Origin of the sequence: Thermopolyspora sp. NPDC052614, assembly GCF_040678635.1 — a bacterium.
In the GTDB taxonomy this organism is placed as follows: domain Bacteria; phylum Actinomycetota; class Actinomycetes; order Streptosporangiales; family Streptosporangiaceae; genus Thermopolyspora.
In genome coordinates this window covers 65032-83443 of the sequence record NZ_JBFATZ010000001.1, presented here as the reverse complement: position 1 = coordinate 83443, position 18412 = coordinate 65032, and the positions used below count along the sequence as shown (strand labels likewise).

At 72.2% G+C, this 18412-nt stretch carries 13 protein-coding genes and 1 tRNA gene; 6 read left to right on the top strand and 8 right to left on the bottom strand.

Annotation, left to right across the window (positions count from 1 at the left end):
• The first annotated feature begins 25 nt into the window (after positions 1-25).
• Positions 26-964 carry an NAD(P)-dependent oxidoreductase gene (locus tag AB0K60_RS00335; RefSeq protein WP_364046719.1) on the top strand — a complete coding sequence of 313 codons (939 nt, stop codon included), beginning with the start codon at positions 26-28 and terminating at the stop codon, positions 962-964.
• 284 nt (positions 965-1248) lie between these two features.
• Here the strand turns inward: AB0K60_RS00335 and AB0K60_RS00330 are convergent, their stop codons facing one another.
• Entirely contained in the window at positions 1249-2448 is a 1200-nt protein-coding gene (locus tag AB0K60_RS00330) for an FAD-dependent oxidoreductase (RefSeq protein ID WP_364046717.1), read from the bottom strand.
• Between the two features lie 92 nt (positions 2449-2540).
• Entirely contained in the window at positions 2541-3485 is a 945-nt protein-coding gene (locus AB0K60_RS00325) for an RNA polymerase sigma-70 factor (protein ID WP_364046715.1), read from the bottom strand.
• 139 nt (positions 3486-3624) lie between these two features.
• Here AB0K60_RS00325 and AB0K60_RS00320 point away from each other — a divergent pair, with 139 nt between their 5' ends.
• Both AB0K60_RS00320 and rph read left to right on the top strand, forming a co-directional pair.
• Positions 3625-4218 carry a TetR/AcrR family transcriptional regulator gene (locus AB0K60_RS00320; RefSeq protein WP_364046713.1) on the top strand — a complete coding sequence of 198 codons (594 nt, stop codon included), beginning with the start codon at positions 3625-3627 and terminating at the stop codon, positions 4216-4218.
• 53 nt (positions 4219-4271) lie between these two features.
• Positions 4272-6965, top strand: a complete 2694-nt coding sequence (gene rph, locus AB0K60_RS00315) for a rifamycin-inactivating phosphotransferase (RefSeq protein WP_364046710.1) — start codon at positions 4272-4274, stop codon at positions 6963-6965.
• Between the two features lie 193 nt (positions 6966-7158).
• Here the strand turns inward: rph and AB0K60_RS00310 are convergent.
• Both AB0K60_RS00310 and AB0K60_RS00305 read right to left on the bottom strand, forming a co-directional pair.
• Positions 7159-7231, bottom strand: a tRNA-Ala gene (locus AB0K60_RS00310).
• A 62-nt stretch (positions 7232-7293) separates the two neighbouring features.
• Positions 7294-8769, bottom strand: coding sequence for an alpha-N-arabinofuranosidase (locus AB0K60_RS00305; RefSeq protein WP_364046707.1), 1476 nt, complete (start codon positions 8767-8769; stop codon positions 7294-7296).
• Between the two features lie 317 nt (positions 8770-9086).
• Between AB0K60_RS00305 and AB0K60_RS00300 the strand changes: the two genes are divergently transcribed.
• The gene (locus AB0K60_RS00300; RefSeq protein WP_364046704.1) at positions 9087-9947 is read left to right on the top strand and encodes an SMP-30/gluconolactonase/LRE family protein; all 861 of its coding nucleotides are present in this window, start codon (positions 9087-9089) and stop codon (positions 9945-9947) included.
• A 314-nt stretch (positions 9948-10261) separates the two neighbouring features.
• Here AB0K60_RS00300 and AB0K60_RS00295 read toward each other — a convergent pair whose 3' ends face one another.
• Together AB0K60_RS00295 and AB0K60_RS00290 are read right to left on the bottom strand one after the other, a co-directional pair.
• Positions 10262-10897, bottom strand: a complete 636-nt coding sequence (locus AB0K60_RS00295) for a response regulator transcription factor (RefSeq protein WP_364046701.1) — start codon at positions 10895-10897, stop codon at positions 10262-10264.
• A complete protein-coding gene (locus tag AB0K60_RS00290) occupies positions 10894-12876 on the bottom strand; it encodes a GAF domain-containing sensor histidine kinase (protein ID WP_364046698.1) in 1983 nt (660 codons plus the stop codon). The genes AB0K60_RS00295 and AB0K60_RS00290 overlap by 4 nt, the downstream gene beginning before the upstream one ends.
• Positions 12877-13074: 198 nt before the next feature.
• On the opposite strand from AB0K60_RS00290, the gene AB0K60_RS00285 reads away from it, so the two are divergent.
• Positions 13075-13656: a hypothetical protein gene (locus tag AB0K60_RS00285; protein ID WP_364046695.1), complete on the top strand. Its 582-nt coding sequence runs from the start codon at positions 13075-13077 to the stop codon at positions 13654-13656.
• A gap of 94 nt (positions 13657-13750) precedes the next feature.
• Positions 13751-14338 carry a carboxymuconolactone decarboxylase family protein gene (locus AB0K60_RS00280; protein WP_364046692.1) on the top strand — a complete coding sequence of 196 codons (588 nt, stop codon included), beginning with the start codon at positions 13751-13753 and terminating at the stop codon, positions 14336-14338.
• A 130-nt stretch (positions 14339-14468) separates the two neighbouring features.
• Here AB0K60_RS00280 and AB0K60_RS00275 read toward each other — a convergent pair whose 3' ends face one another.
• Positions 14469-15248, bottom strand: coding sequence for a calcium-binding protein (locus AB0K60_RS00275; protein ID WP_364046689.1), 780 nt, complete (start codon positions 15246-15248; stop codon positions 14469-14471).
• Between the two features lie 109 nt (positions 15249-15357).
• A complete protein-coding gene (locus AB0K60_RS00270; protein WP_364046686.1) occupies positions 15358-18246 on the bottom strand; it encodes a BTAD domain-containing putative transcriptional regulator in 2889 nt (962 codons plus the stop codon).
• Between the last annotated feature and the right edge of the window lie 166 nt (positions 18247-18412).

Below are 18412 nucleotides of genomic sequence, written 5' to 3'. Positions count from 1 at the left end.
GCATGATGACGACGGAGACTCTGACGTGGGCGGTGGGTCGATGCGGGTGGCGGTGACGGGAGCCTCCGGGTTCGTCGGCGGGGCGGTGTGCCGGGCGGCGGTGGCGCGCGGCTGGGAGACGTACGCGTTCGGACGGCGGAGCAGCGTCGCCGCCGCGCACGTGGCCGGTGCCCCCTACCGATCGTGGGACATCACCGCGCCGCCGCCCGGCGCCCTCCCGGAGGTCGACGCGGTGATCCACTGCGCGGGGAGCGTCACCGACTGGGGGCCGCCGCGGGAGATCTGGGCGGCCAACGTCACGGGCACCCGCAACGTCGCCGCCGCCTTTCCGCGCGCCAGGTTCGTGCACGTCAGCACCGCGAGCGTGTACGACCCGTTCCGCCCGACCGTGCGGGCCACCGAGGACGAAGCGCCCGTCCGAAGGTACGTCAACGCCTACGGCGCCTCGAAGGCCGCCGCGGAGCTCGCGCTCGCCGGGCGCGCGATCGTGCTGCGCCCGCACGCGGTCTACGGGCCGGGCGACACCACGCTGCTGCCCCGGGTGCTCGCCGCCGTACGCGGCCGGAGGCTGTTCGCCGTGGGAGACGGCCGCCAGCGGATCAGCCTCACGTCGGTAGGGAACCTGGTGCGCGCCTGCCTGCTCGCCGCCTCCGGCCCGGTCGAGACCGGCGTGTTCAACATCACCGATCCCGAGCCGCTGGTCCTCGACGACGCCCTGCGGGCGATCCTGCGCGAACGCGGCCTCGACGCCGAGCCCCGCTACCTGCCCGCCCGCCTGGTGGAGCCGCTCGCCGCCGTCACGGAGACGACCTTCCGCCTGCTACGGAGCTCCCGGCCGCCGACGCTGACCCGCTACGCGGTCGGTCATCTGGCCACGGAACGCACCCTGGACATCTCCGCCGCCGAACGCGTCCTCGGCTACCGCCCGGCCCCCACCTCGTTCGCCGGCGCGGCCGGGTGGTGATCGGCGCGGGATCGCCCGGCCGTCAGGAGACGTACTCCGGTTTGAGGGAGTATTCGGGCACTTCGGGCCACCGCGAGCAGCGTACGGACGCCCTTGCCGGTGAAGTCGCGATGCCCATCGCGAAACCGCCACCCACGTAATCCGCGGCGGGTTCGGGAAATCCGCCGAACGCGATGCCCCGCATCGCTCCGCCGGGCCCGCCCTTCGGGCACCGCTCCGGGGTGTCGGCGTGCCGTGCCGACCGGCCCCGGTGACGGTGCCCGACCCGGGTGTGCGACATCGCGCTAGCGGACGGCGTCCGCGACGCTCACGCCGGCCGTGGCGCGCCCCGGCAGGATGCGGTGGCGCCGGCTCGGCAGGCCGAGGGTGGGGTTGGCGACGCTCCAGGCGGCGCCCTTGCAGACCACCTCCTTGTACGCGGCGGCGATCCGCCCGGTCAGGACCGACCTCACGGCGCGGTCGTCGGCGGTGACGTACTGGATCAGTCCGTCCCGGCGGCCGAGCGAGACGCACTGGTTGAAGTAGCGGATCAGCGTGGTCGGCACCTTCCTGCCGGTCAGGCGCGCGGCGATCGCGTCCGCCGCCTGCCAGGCGGTCGGCCCTCCCGAGGCGCATGACATCCGCAGCGGCTTGCCGCCGGGACCTTTCGCCATGGCCGCGTCGCCGACGGCGTACACATCCGGGTGGGAGACCGAGCGCATGGTTCCGTCGACCACGATCTGACCGGTGTCGGAGACCTCCAGGGCGGTCGCCTTCGCGATCGGGTGAACCGCGAAGCCGGTGGCCCATACGGTGACCGCGGCCGAGATGTCCGTGCCGTCGGCGGTGGTGACGCGGTCGGCTGCGACCTCCGTGACGGCGGCGTGCTCGTACACGGTGATCCCGAGCCTGCCGAAGGACTTGCGCAGGTGCTCGCGGCCCTTGGGCGAGAGCCAGTCGCCGAGCCCGCCGCTCGCGACGAGGGCGACGTCGAGGTCGGGGCGGGCCTCGGCGATCTCGGCGGCCCCCTCCACCCCGGTGAGACCGCCGCCGACGACGACCACGGCCTGCCCGGCCTCCAGCCGGGCCAGGCGCTCGCGCAGCCGCAGCGCTCCGGGACGGCCGGCGATCTCGTAGGCGTATTCGGCGGCGCCGGGAACGCCCTGGGGGTTCCAGCCGCTGCCGAGGGCGTAGACGAGCGTGTCGTAGGCGAGTTCGCGGGCGCCGTTCGCGTCCGCGACGGCGACGGTCCTGCGATCGACGTCTACCCCGGTGACCTTCGCGATCGTCACCTTGACGCCGGTGCCCGCGAACATCTCGCGCAACGGCCGGGGTTTGAGCGCCTGACCGGTCGCCAGTTGGTGCATGCGGACGCGTTCGACGAAGTCGGGCTCGGCGTTCACCAGGGTGATGGCCACGTCCTCGGGGCGGAGCCGCTTGGCCAGACGCCCGGCGGCGATGGCTCCGGCGTACCCGGCCCCGAGGACGACGATGCGGTGCTGCATGTCCGTGCTCCTGTCTTGTGCGTTGTGCCCCTTGAACCGGGCGGCGCGCCGTTTCCTGACGGGAGCACGATGTGAAGCACCTCACACCGGCGTCAGAAAACGCTGAACAAGGGTTCCCCGTGATCGACGGCCGCCCACTGGGCGGTCGCGCGTTCCAGCTTGTCGGGATTGACCTGGTTTCGGACTGCGGCCACGCCCTCGGCGGTGATCTCCAGGCACATGACGCCGACGACCCGCCCGTCCACGACGGCCACGACGGCGGGCTCGCCGTTGGCGGCCCACAGGTAGACGTCGGCCGTGCCGCCCGCCGCCGCCCGCTTGGCCGTACCGGGTTTGAACAGCCCCCGCAGGAACCTCGCGACCGCCATGGCGCCCTCGACCACCTTGGCACGGGCCGGGACCTTCCCCCCGCCGTCACCGACCGCGACGGCGTCCGCGGTCAGCAGCCGCACGAGCGGCTCGACCTGCCCGCTGGTGGCCGCCGCCAGAAACTCCTCGACGATCCGCCGAGCGGCGGCCTCATCGATCCGGGCACGGGCCCTCCCGTCCGCGACGTGCTTCTTGGCCCGGTGGTAGATCTGCTGGCTGCCGGCCTCGGTGATGTCGAGGATCTCGGCGATCTCCCGGTGCGCATAGTCGAACGCCTCCCGCAGCACGTACACCGCCCGCTCGTTGGGGCTGAGCCGCTCCATGAGGGTCAGCACCGCGTACGAGACCGACTCACGCTGCTCGACGGTGTCGGCCGGACCGAGCATCGGATCACCGCCGAGCAACGGCTCGGGAAGCCACTGCCCCACATAGGTCTCCCGGCGCGCCCGCGCGGAGGTGAGCTGGTTGAGGCACAGATTGGTGAGCACCTTCGTCAGCCACGCCTCGGGCACCTCGATGCGCTCGACATCGGCGGCCTGCCAGCGCAGAAACGTCTCCTGCACGACGTCCTCCGCCTCCGCGGCGGAGCCGAGCAGCCGATACGCGATGGCCTCCAGACGCGGCCTCGCGGCCTCGAACCGATCCACGTCGCTCGCGGTCAAGGGCATGCCCCGATCCTAGGTCGCGGATATCGACCCGTCGTGGCGAGGGCGTCATCGTCGCGCTTGACGATGTGACCAGGTGGTCATACGCTCGTGGGGCATGGAGTGACCACCTGGTCATAGGTCCGGTGCCGTTGGGAGCGACATGCCGAAGCAGACGTTTTTCAACCTCAGCGAGGACAAGCGCGTCAGGGTCTTCGAGGCCGCAATTCGCGAGTTCTCGGCCATGCCATTCGCTGAGGCTTCGGTGAATCGAATCGTCAAAGAGGCCGGCATCTCGAAGGGGAGCTTCTATCAGTACTTCGAGGACAAGAACGACGTCTATCACTACATGATCGAGGTCATCGCGGATCGGAAGGCGGCCGTCTTCAACCAGGTCCGGGATGAGCATCCTGACGCGGATGTCTTCGAGCTGATCCTGCGCTCGACCGAGGTCGCGATGGCGGCCGACAAGGGCGAACTGGACTATGCCGAGGCGGGGATGCGAATCGACCTCGACGACAGTGAGATCGCGGCTGCGGTCCGCCAGGAGTCATCCGAGCGATTCGTCCGGCTCGTCGAGCGCGACAAGGAACGCGGCCTCATCAAACCCGATGTCGATTCACGGCTGCTCATCGACCTCATCTCGACCTTCAGTATCAGCGAGCTCTACCGGAACCGGAACAACCGAGCCCGGTATGTGGAGAACCTGCGCGCGGCGATCAACCTCATCAAGGAAGGCGTCGGCACCGGACGGTGACGGCGCCCATCGCTCCGGCGATGCCGCAAGCGCCAGGAATGGAAGGACACCCGATGAACACACTTGTACTTGGGTTCCGCGACATCGATGCGTCGATGACGCCATTGGTCGGCGGGAAGGGGGCCAATCTCGGCGAACTCTCCCGGATCCGCGGTGTCCTCGTGCCGGACGGCTTCTGCGTGACGACCGAGGCGTACCGCCACGTGGTGACGCGGACGCCGGGGCTGCCCGAACTGCTGGACCGCCTCACGCGGATCGGATTGGGCGCACGCGGCGAAGACGCCACCCGGGCGATCGCCGAGGCCGGCGGCGAGATTCGTCGGACGATCGAAGCGGCCCCGATTCCCGCCGCGGTCGCCGAGGCGGTCGGCGGTGAACTGGCGAAACTGGGTGCGGATCAGGCGTACGCGGTGCGTTCCAGCGCGACGGCCGAGGACCTCGCAAGCGCGTCCTTCGCCGGCCAGCAGGACACCTACCTGAACCTCGTCGGGCGTGAGGCTCTGCTGGACGGCATCAGAAGGTGCTGGGCGTCGTTGTTCACCGACCGCGCCGTGACGTACCGCATCCAGAACGGCTTCGACCATCGCGACGTGCTGCTCGCCGTCGTAGTGCAGCGGATGGTGTTCCCGCGGACGGCGGGTGTGATGTTCACCGCCGATCCCATCACCTCCGACCGTCGTACCGTGTCGATCGACGCCGGCTACGGCCTGGGAGAGGCTGTGGTTTCCGGGCTGGTGACCGCCGACAACTACAAGGTCCGCGACGATCGCATCGTCGACAAGACGATCTCGACCAAGAAGCTCGCGATCTACCCGGACGGGGACCAGGGCGTCATCGAGACGGAGGTCACGCCCGACCGTCAGGATCGGCAGGCGCTGACGGATCGGCAAATCCTCGACCTCGCCGGCGTGGGCAAGCGCATCGAAGCCCACTACGGCAACCCGCAGGACACCGAGTGGTGCATGGACGAGCGCGGCATCTTCATCGTGCAGAGCCGCCCGATCACCACGCTCTACCCTGTCCCGACCGTCACGGACGGGCACGTGCACGTCTACATCTCGTTCAGCCACCAGCAGATGATGACCGACGCGATGAAGCCGCTGGGCCTGTCGTTCTTCCAACGGGGATTCCCCGACGTGCCGCTGGTGGCGATCGGAGGGCGGCTGTACCTCGACGTCTCGACCGACCTGCGCAGCGCCGTGGGCAGGAAGGTGCTGCTCGCGTCGATGAAGAGCGTCGACCCACTGATCCACAACGCCCTTGAACGCCTCGTCTCGCGCGACGGATTCATCGCCTCGTTGCCGCGCGGCAAGCGAGCGCTCCGGCTGGGGACGGGGTACTTCTCCTGGTCGTTCCTCAAGCACCTCATGCGGCTGTCGCGCAGCGACGACGCCTCGCTCGTCCCGCAGGCGATGGCCGAGAACGACGCGGCGGTGGGCGAACTGCGCCGCCGCCTTGCCGGCCTCACCGGCGAGGCGCTGCTGACTCGGATCGAACACGAACAGAGGCTCATCCAACAGGCCATCTACGACGCACACAGCATGTCCATCGTCTACGTCGGCATTCTGGCGTCGAGGTGGATCGACAAACACGTCGAGAAGTGGCTGGGCGAGAAGGGCACCGCGAACACGCTGTCGATGTCGGTCGATCACAACATCACCTCCGAGATGGGTCTCGACCTGGTGGACGTGGCCGACGTCGTCAGACGCCACCCCGAGGTCGTCGACTACCTCCGCGAACCCGATCCACGGACCTTCCTGGACGACCTCGCCCGGTTGCCCGGCGGCGACGAAACGACCTCCGCCGTCCAGCGGTACCTCGACCGGTACGGGATGCGGTGCCCGGGCGAGATCGACATCACTCGGCCCCGGTTCGCCGAGAATCCGAGCGCGCTGACGCCGATGATCCTCGCGGACATCAGGACCTATGAGCCCGGCGCCCGTGCCGAGCTCTTCGCGCGCGGCCTCCGGACGGCGCGCGACAAGGAGCAGGACATCCTCGCCCGCCTCGAACGGCTCCCCGGCGGGAGGCGGAAGGCGAAGAGGACGAAGCGGAAGATCGCGCAGCTGCGCGCGTTCATCGGATACCGCGAGTACCCCAAGTACATGCTGGTGCAGCGCTACTGGGTCATCAAGCAGGCCCTCCTCCGCGAAGCCGAACGACTTCAGGGCCGGGGCGCGATCCGCGATGTCGAGGACGTCTTCTACCTGTCCTTCGATGAGCTGCGCGATGCCATCCGCACCGGCCGCGTCGACGAGCCGGAGATCACCAGACGCCGGCAGGACCACGTCGGCTACGCGCGGCTCACGCCTCCCCGCGTGATGACCTCCGACGGCGAGGAGATCTTCGCCGAGTACGAGGCCGGCGGCGTCCCGGAAGGCGCTCTGAAAGGGCTGCCGGCGTCCTCCGGCATCGTCGAGGGACGCGCCCGCGTTGTGACAAGCCTGGACGAGGCGAACTTCGGGGACGACGACATCCTCGTCACCACGTACACCGACCCGAGCTGGACACCGGCCTTCGTATCCGTCAAAGGCCTGGTCACCGAGGTCGGCGGCATGATGACCCACGGCTCGGTCGTCGCCCGCGAGTACGGACTCCCCGCCGTCGTCGGCGTGCAGAACGCGACCACGTTGATCCGCGACGGCGATCGCGTGCGGGTCAACGGCAACGACGGGTGGGTGCGAGTCCTGAACGCCTCACCCGCACAGGCCTCCGACCAACCCCGCACCAGTAGGGAAAGCGAGTGAAGACACGACCACCGACATCACCGCCTTCAAACGCAAGCTCGCGCAGGATGGGCGATCCGGACTCGTCGTCGACCTCGACGAGACGCTCTCCGCGACGATGGACCACGGGCACCCGAGCTGGGCCGAAGACAGCGACAAGGCCCGAACCAAAGCCAACGATCTGTTGGCAAGGGTTCGAGCCTTGTGCGCGGGGTGGAGCTATGGGGATTCGAACCCCAGACCTCCTCCATGCCATGGAGGCGCGCTACCAACTGCGCTATAGCCCCTTGCGACGAAGCAAGTGTATCGGAAGCGCGGGGGTGGTCGGGAACCGTTAACGCATTGAGCGTCAGCCCAGGCGGATGACGTTCCAGGAGACCGGGGGGAGGACGGCGCGGAGGGTGCCGCCGCCTACGGCGGAGGTGCCGACGGGGCGGGGGCGTACGCGGTCGGGGTGGTCGGCGGTGTTGCGGGCGTCGAGGTCGGGGTCGGCGAGGACGGTGTGTTCGAGGAGGCGGACGTCGCCGAGGGCGCGGACGGTGGCGGTGAGGTCGAGGGCGTCGGTCTGGGAGCGGTTGACGGCGAAGAGCGTGACGGTGCCGTCGGAGGCGCGTACGGCGGTGGCGTGCAGGGCGGGGACGTCGCCGGCCGGCGGGGAGACGGGTTCGACGCGGAGGACCTCGCCGTGGCCGTGGCGGGCGGCCTGGGCGAAGGGGTGGAAGGTGGTCTGGCGCCAGGCGGGGCCGCCGGGCTCGGTCCTGATGGGGGCGATGACGTTGACGAGCTGGGCCTGGCAGGCGATCTTGACGCGGTCGGCGTGGCGGAGCAGGGCGATGAGGAGGCTGCCGACGACGACGGCGTCCATCACGTTGTAGTGGTCTTCGAGCAGGCGCGGGGCGTGCTCCCACTCGGTGGGCGGCTCGGACTCGGGGCGGGACATATACCAGACGCCCCATTCGTCGAACGAGAGCTGGATGCGCTTGTCCCGTTTGAGGCGGGCGCGGACGTGGTCGCAGGTGGCGACGGCGTCCTCGATGTAGGACTCCATCATCGCCCCGGAGGCGAGGAACGTGGTCAGGTCGCCGCCGAGCGGCTCGTAGTAGGCGTGCAGGGAGATGTAGTCCACCTGGTCGTACGCCTCCTCCAGCACGGTCGCCTCCCACGCGCCGAAGGTCGGCATTCCCGCGCCGGAGCTTCCGCAGGCGACCAGTTCCAGGCCGGGGTCGATCATGCGCATGGCGCGGGCGGTCTCGGCGGCGAGCCTGCCGTACTCGGCGGCGGTCTTGTGCCCGGTCTGCCACGGCCCGTCCATCTCGTTGCCGAGACACCACAGGCGGATGTCGTACGGCTCAAGCGCGCCGTGCGTCACCCGCAGCTCCGACAGGGCCGTGCCGCCCGGGTGGTTGGCGTACTCCAGCAGGTCGCAGGCCTCCTGCACGCCCCGGGTGCCGAGGTTGACGGCCATCATGGGCGTCACCCCGGCCCGGCGGGCCCAGGTCATGAACTCGCCCAGGCCGAAGGCGTTGGGCTCGATCGACCTCCATGCCGGGTCCAGCCGTACGGGACGCTCGGGGCCGACGCCGTCCTCCCAGCGGTAGCCCGAGACGAAGTTGCCGCCCGGGTAGCGCACCAGGGTGACGCCGAGCTCCCGCACCAGGTCGAGCACGTCGCGGCGCAGCCCCTGCTCGTCGGCCGCCGGGTGGCCGGGCTCGAAGACGCCCGTGTAGACGCACCGCCCGAGATGCTCGACGAACGAGCCGAACAGCCGCGGATCGACCGTTCCAACGGTGAAGGCGGGGTCGAGGGTGAGGGACGCACTGCTCATCGAGCCTCCGTCGACGACGTCGAAATTGCACCGGTCTCCCCCCGCTCGCGAGAGCCTAGGGCACCGCCCGCGCGAGCGGTACGACGACGCGCCCGCGTGCGCCGGTCCTGTCCCGATCGGTATGGCCGACCGCGCGGATACGATCAATTCGGCGGGACGGGCAACGTCCCGGTCGCCGTCCCGAACCGGACGCAGCAGGTCCGGCCCGCCGCAGCGCAGCGCACACTCCACAGAAGCGCACATCTCCACAGAAGCGCACACCCACAGAAGCGCACACCCACAGAAGCGCACACCCACAGAAAGGCACGCAGACCGCCATGCCTCGAACGGCTGAAGTCGCACTGCCCGCCCGCGCCACGCTGGGCGAGGGCCCCACCTGGGACGACCGCACCGGAAGGCTGGTGTGGGTGGACATCCTCGCCTGCCGCGTACACACCTACGACCCCGCCACCGGGGCCGACACGGTGGTCGAGACGCCGCAGCACGTGGGGGCCGCCAAGCCGCGCGCGGGCGGCGGGCTCGTCCTCAACCTGCGCGACGGCGTCGGCCTGCTCGACCCGGACGGCGCGTTCCGCTGGCTGACGCAGTGGCCGGTGGAGGGGCGGCGGGGCAACGACGCCGCGGTGGACGCGGCCGGAAGGCTGTGGGCGGGCACGATGGCCTACGACGTGCGGCCGGGCGGCGGGCGGCTCAACCGGGTGGAGGCCGACGGGTCCTTCACCACGGTGCTGGACGACGTCACGATCAGCAACGGCACCGGGTGGAGCCCCGACGGGACGCTCATGTACTACATCGACACGCCGTTGCGCCGGATCGACGTGTTCGACGTGGAGCCCGGAGCGGGCACGATCTCGAACCGCCGTACGCTCGCGGCCGTGACCAGGGGGCAGCCGGACGGCCTGACCGTGGACGCGGACGGCTGCGTGTGGGTGGCCCTGTGGGACGGCGGCGGCGTGCACCGCTACACGCCGGAGGGCGAATTGGACCAGGTGATCGACCTTCCCGCCTCCCGGGTCACCGCCTGCGCCTTCGGCGGGCCGGACCTGACCGACCTGTACGTCACCACCGCCTCCGAGGGCCTCTCCGAGGCGGTGCTGGCAGTCCAGCCCGACGCCGGGTCGCTGTTCGTCGTGCCCGGCGCGGGCGCGGGCCTGCCCTCCCAGCCGTTCGCGGGCTGAAAGCCCGGCTCCCGCAGCGCGCACGGCGACGCCACCCATTCACCGGGAGACCCGCCGCACGACGACACACCGCTCCCCACCGGGCAACGGGTTCGCCGAGTCGTTCGTCGTGCCCGGCGCGGGCGCGGGCCTGCCCTCCCGGCCGTTCGCGGGCTGAAAGCCCGGCTCCCGCAGCGCACACCGCGAGGCCACCCATTCAACGGGAGACCCGCCGCACGACGACACACCGCCCCCCACCGGGCAACGGGTTCGCCGAGTCGGCCGCAAGCACGGCGTTTCCGGCCGCTACGGCGAGCACGAGCGCCCGCCGGATGTCAGCCGCCGAGCCCCGCGTCCCTGGCGCGGGCCACGGCGGCGGCCCGGTCGGGGACGCCGAGCTTGGTGAAGATGTTGGAGACGTGGTTGCGGATCGTCTTCTCGCTGAGGAACAGGCGGCGGGCGATCGCCTGGTTGGTGAGGCCGTCGGCGAGCAGGTCCAGGACCTCCAGTTCGCGGTCCGACAGCTCGGGGAAGGGCCGGGCGCCCAGCCCGTCGCCGGCGAGGACGGCGAGGACGCGTTCGCCGCTGCCGGGGCCGAAGACGACCTGACCGGCGGCGACCGCCTCCACCGTGCGGGCGATCTCCGCCGGGGTGGCCTCCTTGAGCAGGTAGCCGCGGGCTCCGGCGCGGATCGCGGCGAGCAGGGTCTGGTCGTCGGTGAGCATGGTGAGCGCCAGCACCACGACGCCCGGATGCCGCCGGGTGATGATCTCGGTGGCCTCGACGCCGCTCATCGCGGGCAGCCGCAGGTCCATCAGGACGACGTCGGGGAGCGTCCGGTCGATGAGTTCGACGGCGTCCTCGCCGGTTCCGGCGGTTCCGGCGACCTCGACCCCCGGCAGGTCGTTGAGGAGCGCGACCAGCCCTTCGGCGAACATCGGGTGGTCCTCCACCACCACGACGCGGGTCATCGCACGCCGCCGAGCGGCAGCCGTACCACCACGCGGGTTCCCCCGGCCCCGCCGACCAGGTCGAAGGTGCCGTCGAGCTCCTCGGCCCGGCGGCGCATCGACGCCAGGCCGAAGCCGCGCCGGGCGGTCTCGGACACGCCGACGCCGTCGTCGTCGACCTCCAGCTCCAGCATCTCGGCCGCGCGCAGCCGGACCACGCAGCGCGAGGCGGTGGCGTGCCGGGCGGCGTTGGTGAGGGCCTCGGCCGCGATCCGGTACGCCGCCAGCTCGGCCGGGGCGGGCAGGACGGGCAGATCGGACGGGGTATCGACCTCGACGGCGAGGTCGCCCTGGAAGCCGCGGCCCAGCTCGACGAGCGCCCCGGCGAGGCCGAGGTCGTCAAGCGGCGGCGGGCGCAGGTCGTTGACGATGGCGCGGACGTCGTCCACGGTCACCCGGATCCGGGCGGACAGGTCGCCCAGCAGGCGCTTGACCTCCTCCGGGTCGTCCTCCACGAGCCGTCTGCCCCGGTCCACCTGCAGGGCCAGCGCGGCGAGCGTCGGCCCCAGGCCGTCGTGCAGCTCGTACAGCAGGCGGTCCCGCTCCTCCTGACGGGCGGCGAGCAGGCGGGCGTGCGAACGTTCCAGGTCGGCCCTGAGCCGATGGGCGTGTACGGCGACCGCGACGTGCGGGGCCAGCTCGGCGAGCAGGGCGCGCACCTTGGGCCGTGCCCGCTCTCCGATGATCAGGGAGCCGACGGGCTCGCCCTGATGCAGCAGCGGCACGGTCTCTACGACCGGCCCGGGCGCGCCCGCGCGGGCGACGATCGTGCCGGACTCCTCGACGGCCACGTAGCGGATCCGCAGCGTGCGGGCGATCTCGGCGGCCATGCGGTCGAGCAGTTCGCCCGCCGTACCGGCGTCGGTGAGCCGGGCGCCGAGGCGGCGCAGCGCGCGGGCCGGGTCGTCGCGGTCGCCGTACACCAGGCGGTTGGCCTTCGCCACGGCCCGCACGTACAGCGGATGCACGGCGAAGGCGACGACGACGGCGGTGAGACCCGCGCCGAGCAGGTCGCCGAGCGCGAAGGCGGCCAAGGCGTACGCCGCCAGGAGGATGACGGCGACCGCGCCGGACGCGAGCGCGCGTGACAGCAGCAGGTCGAGGTCCCACAGGCGGTGCACGACGACGGCGACGCCGACCGCGGCGGGCAGCGGCACGGCCGCCAGCGTGACCAGCACCGGCCCGCCCGGGATGAGGAAGCCCAGGCCGAGCAGCGCCGCGGTCAGCAGGGCGGCGGCCAGCACCCACTGCAGCCGACGGCGTACCAGCTCGCCCTCCTCCCGGCCGGTCCCCTCGCCGGCCCGCCGGTAGCGGACGAACAGCGAGGCGATGGACGCCGCCGAGGCGGCGATGAGGCAGCAGGCCGCGATCGCGTCGCCGACGTCCGGGAGGCCGTTCAGTCCGGGGAACAGCCCGACGTAGCCGGGCGGGAAGAGGCCGGGTATGTCGGTGAGCGCCACGGAGCGCAGCGCCCATTCGAGCGTGCCGAGCGTCATTCCCGTCAGGGCGGCGGCGACGGCCGGCCACCAGCGGCGCGAGGGGAGCCGGCCGTCCGGGAACAGCAGCGGGAACAGGGTGGGGACCGCGACGTAGGCGGGGACCCAGATCCAGTTCGACACCCACATCGCCCAGTCGTCCCCGGGCAGTCCGCCGTCGTAGATGCCGAGCAGGCCGTACGAGCCGAGCGCGACGCCCACCGCCTGGGCCGCGCCGATGGCGACCATCAGCCATCCGATGCGGTTGCCCGGCCGCTGGGTGACCACGATCACGCCCGGGAGCCCGAACGCCAGACCGGCGACCGCCCGGAACGCGTCGAAGCGCTCGACGATCCCGGCCGCGCCCAGCTCCACGAGCCGCGGTTCGACGACCACGGCGGCCACGACCACGATTATCAGCGCGCTTCCGGCCGTCACCGCCCGCCAGACCGATTTGTCCCTCACACGGCACATCGTGTCACCGGCGCTGTCCCAACGTCACGGGACGATTTGTCCCTTGTATTCACCGACCGTGGACCCAAGACACCCGGTCGCCTCCGGCCGCACGGTTGCCATGTCAATCGGTCAATCGCCGTCAGCCGGCATCACATCAGCGCCTCCGCCCTGGTCCGCGGTAGCCGCGCACAACCGAAGGAGACCATCATGTTCGCTGCCCACACCCCCGATGCACCCGGCTCCGGCGGCACGTCGAGCCCGATCAGGGTCGATCACCCCGCCGGTTCCGGCACCGCCGCCCCCGCGCACGGCCCCGCCGCTTCCCCCGCATCCGCCGATCCGGGTACAGCCACCGCCGTCCGCGCCCCGGCCACCCCCGCCCCTCGTTCCCTCGTCTCCGCCCTGTCCTGCGGCGTCGGCCTGCTGCTTGCGATAGACTTGGTCGGCGCGTGGATCTCGGTCGCGGCCGGGCTGAACCCCACCTTCCTCGACGCGCTCGGCCCGGAGGCGCGGCTGTCCGCTCCCATCCCCATGATGATCGCCCAGATCGTCATGGTGGTGGCCGCCACCCGGTCCCGCCGCGCCGTGGCCATCGCCGGCTGCCTGCTGCTCACCATCGCCGGGCTGGTGGCCTTCCTCTCCGGTTTCTACGACGGCGGCTACGCCGCCGACCTCACCCCGTTCCAGCGCGTCTACCAGATCACGCTCGTCGCGGCCCACCTGGGCGTGAGCGTCCTGGCCAGCGCAGGCCTGGTCCGGCTGCTCCGCCGCGGGCGGCCCACCGGGTGATCGCGGCGACCGGGTCTGACATCATCGCGACGAGACCTGATGCCGACGAAAAGCGGAGGCCTGCCGTGGTACGGCCCGATGTCAGGATGCCCGCGTGACCGGGCGACTGCGCCGCTTCACGCCGGACGAGCTGGACGCGGAGCAGACCGAACTCCATCGGGCCATCACCGGCGGGCCCCGGGCGGCGGGCCCCCAGCTCTTCCCCCTCAGCGACGAGGAGGGACGGCTGCGCGGCCCGTTCAACGCGATGCTGCTGAGCCCGCCGGTCGGCGACGCCCTGCAGGCGCTGGGGGCGGCGGTGCGCTACGGCTCGTCGCTGCCGGATCGGGTACGCGAGATGGCGATCCTCGTGGTGGCCGCGCACTGGGGCAGCGACTTCGAACGCGAGGCCCACGAGGCGGTCGGCCGCGCCAGCGGCCTCACCGAGGACGAGCTGACCGCGCTGCGCGAGGGCCGCATCCCCGACCTGACGGATCCGGCCGAACTCGCGGCGGTACGGGTGACGTCGGCGATGGCCCGCACGGGGCGTCTGGCGGACGTGGAATACGACAAGGCGGTCGCGACGCTCGGCGAGCGCGCCCTGTTCGAGCTGTCGACCCTGGTCGGCTACTACGCAACCCTGGCCCTCCAGCTACGGATCTTCGCGGGCGAGGGCCACGGCCACGAGACCGCTCCCCGCTGACGAGACGACCCCGGCGGGGCCTCCCCCTCCGAGACCCCGCCGGGAGCGACCCGCGATCGGCGAAGGCGCCCGACCGGCGAGTCGCTCACGCCGGTCGGCCGCCTCCGGCCCGCGGCCCGTGGAACACGGATCATTCGCAGTTGGTGACGGTCTCGGGGCCCGGGCCTCCGTTGCAGTCGTCGGCACCCGCCCCTCCGTTGAGGGTGTCGGTGCCCTGCCCTCCGTTGATCTGGTCGTTGCCGGGACCGCCGAGCATCTCGTCGTCCCCGGCCCCGCCGTTGATCGCGTCATCCCCGATGCCGCCGAACAACTCGTCGTTCCCGGCGTTGCCCGCCACCTCGTCGTTACCGCCCTCACCGCGCACGTCGTCGTCGCCGTTGCCGCCGAGCAGGTCGTCGTCGCCGTCGCCGCCGCGAATCTCGTCGTTGTCGCCCTCGCCGCGGATCTGGTCGACGCCGGCGCCGCCGCGCAGATCGTCGTTGCCGGCCCCGCCCCGGATGTCGTCGTCGCCGGGCCCGCCGCGAAGCTCGTCCTCCCCGGCGCCGCCCCGCAGGATCGCCGCCGCGCCGATGGTGATCCGCACGGTGTCGTCCCCGTCGAGGGTGAGCACCCGGACCCGCCGGATGCCCCCGGCGTTCACCCTCGCGTCGTCCCCGAAGTTCGTGCAGTTGCCCGGGACGACCTCGCCCGCGCCGTCCGAGACGACGATGAAGGGACCCACCCGGCGGACGAGGACGTCGTTGTCGACGCCGGGCGCCGCGGTGTAGCGCAGTTCGACGCCGACCCGGGAACAAGTGCCGACGTCGGCGAACGCGGCACCGGCCGCGGCGGCGGGCATCGCCTGCGCACCGGTCATGATCAGAGCCGCCGACGACGCGAGCAAGGCAGGAACCAGCCGCCTCTTCGTCATGATTTTCCTCCCGTCACGCCCCAGAAAGGGCGTAGCACGATTTATGACCCGTTACGGAAAGTAGGCGCGCACCACCCGGACCGCGTCCGGGACCGGCTCAGGGATGTCCCTAGCGCTCCGGCGGCGGGGCGGACGTGGTGGTACGGCTGCCGCCGGGTGGGCGGTGGCGGCGGGCGAGGCGGGCGCGGGCCTCACGGGCCTCGGCGCGGCCGATTTCGGTGAAGGTCGTCATGGCCTGGTGCCAGGACGCGCGGGCGGGCTCGATCGCGCCGGCGGCGTCGTGGGCGTCGCCGAGCCGGATGAGCGTGGAGGCCTCGTTGTAGCGGTCGCTGAGCTCGCGGAAGAGCTTGAGCGCCTGCTCGTAGCACCGTATGGCCTGGGCCTGGTCGCCCAGGTTGTGGTGGGCGAAGCCCACGCTGTCCCAGGTCTGCGCCAGGCCGCCCAGGTCGCCGAGTTCCTCGCACAGGGCCAGCGCCTCCTGGCAGGAGACGAGCCCCCGCTCGTAATCGCCGACCCGGGCGTGGAACCAGCCGACCGCGTTGAGCGCGTCGGCCATCCCGGCCGTGTGGCCGCCGACCTGGTACAGCTCAAGCGACTGCTGCGCGTGGTCGAGCCCCTCGGCGTACCGGCCCAGGTTCTCCATGAGCGCGGCGAGGCTGCGGTGCGCGTACGCCTGGCCGGCCTTGTCGCCGAGTTCCTCGAAGCGTTCGAGGGCGAGGCGCAGGTGCCGGTCGGCGTCGTCGTACCGGCCCAGCCGGGCGTAGGCGCGGGCGAGGCCGCGATGCGACACGGCCTCCCCGAGCCGGTCGGCGGCCCGCTCGGCCGAGGCGAGCGCGTCGCGTTCGACGGCGGCGAGGTCGCGCCAGTGCGCCCGCCGGTCCAGGTAGGTGGTGACGGCCCAGGCGAGCTGCCAGCAGCAGACGTCGAGGCCGTACTCGCGGGCCTGCCGTACGGCGGCGATCAGCACCGCGTGCTCGCCGGTGAACCAGCGCATCGCCTCCTCGGCGGCGGTGATGTCCACCGGGATGACGCCGGGCCGGGGCGGCGCCACGTCCGGCGCGTCCCGCAGCGGGTTGATCAGCCGTTCGGCCGGAAAGGCCGTCTGCAGGTAGTGGTCGCAGCAGCGGTGCACCGCCTCGCGCCGCTCGTCCTGCGGCTCCATGCCTCGCGCCAGCTCGGCCGCGTAGGCGCGCAGCAGGTCGTGCAGGGTGTAGCGGCCGGGCGCGTGCTCGGTGACGAGGTGGGCCCGGGTGAGCTCGGCGAGCGCGGCCCGGGCGTCGGCGGGCCGTACCCCGGCGAGGCTGGCGGCGGCGTACAGCGTGATGTCGGGCCCCGGGTGCAGCCCGAGCAGCCGGAACAGCCGCCGCCCGGTACGGCTCAGCCGCTGCAACGACCACGAGAAGACCGAGCGGATGTCGGTCGACCGGTCGGTGCTGTGGAAGGCGTCGAGCCGGGCGGCCGCCGCGCGCAGCTCGTCCGCGAGCGTGGCCAGCGACACCGTGGGCCGGGTGGCGGCGCGGGCCGCGACGATGGCGAGCGCCAGCGGCAGCCGGGCGCACAGCTCGATGATCTCCTCGACGGCCTCGGGCTCGGCGTCGAGCCGCTCCGCGCCCAGCCGCCGGGCCAGCAGCAGCCGTGCCTCGGGTTGCGGCGGCAGGTCCACGGTGAGCGGCTTGGCCCCCTCGGTCGCGACCAGGCCGGAGAGCTGGTCGCGGCTGGTCACCAGGACGAGGCAGGTCGGCGAGCCGGGCAGCAGCGGGCGCACCTGCTCGGCGCTCTCGGCGTTGTCCAGGATGAGCAGCATGCGCTGGTTGTCCAGCAGGCTGCGGTACAGCGCCGCCTGCCCCTCCAGGGTGACCGGGATGCGCTCGGGCGGCACCGAGAACGCGTCGAGAAAGCCGCGGATCGCCTCGGCGGGCGCCATCGCCGCGCCGGTCGGGTCGAACCCGCGCAGGTTCACATACAGCTGGCCGTCCGGAAACCGGTGCCGCACCCGGTGCGCCCAGTGCACCGCGAGGGCGGTCTTGCCCACCCCGGCCATGCCGCCGAGCGCGCTGATCACCACGGGCCGGCTGGGGCCGTCCCCGTCGGCCAGGCACAGCGCGTCGAGCCGCCGCAGCTCGTCCTCCCGCCCGACGAAGTCCGGCAGCACGTACGGCAGCTGCGCGGGCGGCGGCAGCCGGGGACCGGCCGGGGCGATGGCGACGGGCGGGGTGGCCAGCCGGGGGTCGGCGGCGAGGATCTGCTCGTGGATGCGGCGCAGCTGCGGCCCCGGTTCGATGCCGAGCTCGTCGATCAGGTGGCGGCGCGCGTCATGGAAGGCGGCGAGCGCCTCGGCCTGCCGTCCGGACCGGTAGAGGGCGAGCATGAGCAGCACGCGCAGCCGCTCCCGCCACGGGTGCCGGGCGACGAGCCGCCGCAGCTCGTTGACGAGTTCCAGGTCGCGCCCGAGCGCCAGATCCAGATCGATGCGGTCCTCCAGCACATCGACGCGCCGCTCGCCCAGCCGCTCCCGCTCGGCCTCCACCAGCGGGCCGGTCAGGCCGTCGCAGACCGGCCCCCGCCACAGCTTCAGCGCCGCGTGCAGCGCCCGCGCCGCCCCCGCGACGTCGCCCTCGGCCCGAGCCGCGCGGGCCCGCTCCACCTCCGCGTCGAACATCCCCAGGTCGACGCGGTTCGCCGGTACGGCCAGCAGATATCCGGCGTCCGTCCATGACAGCAGCCGCGACGGCGTCCGCGGGGAGCGTCCCGGCTCCAGCGCCCGCCGCAGCCCGGAAATGTGCTTTTGCACCAGGTTCAGCGCGTACGTGGGAGGTTCCGCGCCCCAGACGCCCTCGATGAGCTGCTCCCGGCTGAGCGGCCGGTTGGCGTTGAGCAGGAGCACCGCCAAGACCGTCCGCTGCTGCACGGATCCAAGAGCCGGCTCGGTGTCCCCCAGCCATGCGCGCAGTGGTCCCAGGAGTTCGAATCTGACAACCTGGTCACCCTGATCGCCCATCCCGTCTCCCGCCGCCGCGCGCAGTACCTTGCAAACATAGACCGCTCCAAGGCGTCGGCCCAGAGCCGCCCGCCGCCCGCCCGCCGCCTGCTCCACGCCGCGGTTGGAACGCGATAAGGGCCGGACTCCAGCGCGCACTCCAGTGGGCTGTCCAACCCCGGGAGTC

Bases quoted from the DNA above. Each gene is read 5' to 3' on its own strand.
- AB0K60_RS00330 (WP_364046717.1), bottom strand. From the start codon at position 2,448: ATGCAGCACCGCATCGTCGTCCTCGGGGCCGGGTACGCCGGAGCCATC.
- AB0K60_RS00325 (WP_364046715.1), bottom strand. From the start codon at position 3,485: ATGCCCTTGACCGCGAGCGACGTGGATCGGTTCGAGGCCGCGAGGCCG.
- AB0K60_RS00320 (WP_364046713.1), top strand. From the start codon at position 3,625: ATGCCGAAGCAGACGTTTTTCAACCTCAGCGAGGACAAGCGCGTCAGG.
- rph (WP_364046710.1), top strand. From the start codon at position 4,272: ATGAACACACTTGTACTTGGGTTCCGCGACATCGATGCGTCGATGACG.
- AB0K60_RS00305 (WP_364046707.1), bottom strand. From the start codon at position 8,769: ATGAGCAGTGCGTCCCTCACCCTCGACCCCGCCTTCACCGTTGGAACG.
- AB0K60_RS00300 (WP_364046704.1), top strand. From the start codon at position 9,087: ATGCCTCGAACGGCTGAAGTCGCACTGCCCGCCCGCGCCACGCTGGGC.
- AB0K60_RS00295 (WP_364046701.1), bottom strand. From the start codon at position 10,897: ATGACCCGCGTCGTGGTGGTGGAGGACCACCCGATGTTCGCCGAAGGG.
- AB0K60_RS00285 (WP_364046695.1), top strand. From the start codon at position 13,075: ATGTTCGCTGCCCACACCCCCGATGCACCCGGCTCCGGCGGCACGTCG.
- AB0K60_RS00275 (WP_364046689.1), bottom strand. From the start codon at position 15,248: ATGACGAAGAGGCGGCTGGTTCCTGCCTTGCTCGCGTCGTCGGCGGCT.
- AB0K60_RS00270 (WP_364046686.1), bottom strand. From the start codon at position 18,246: ATGGGCGATCAGGGTGACCAGGTTGTCAGATTCGAACTCCTGGGACCA.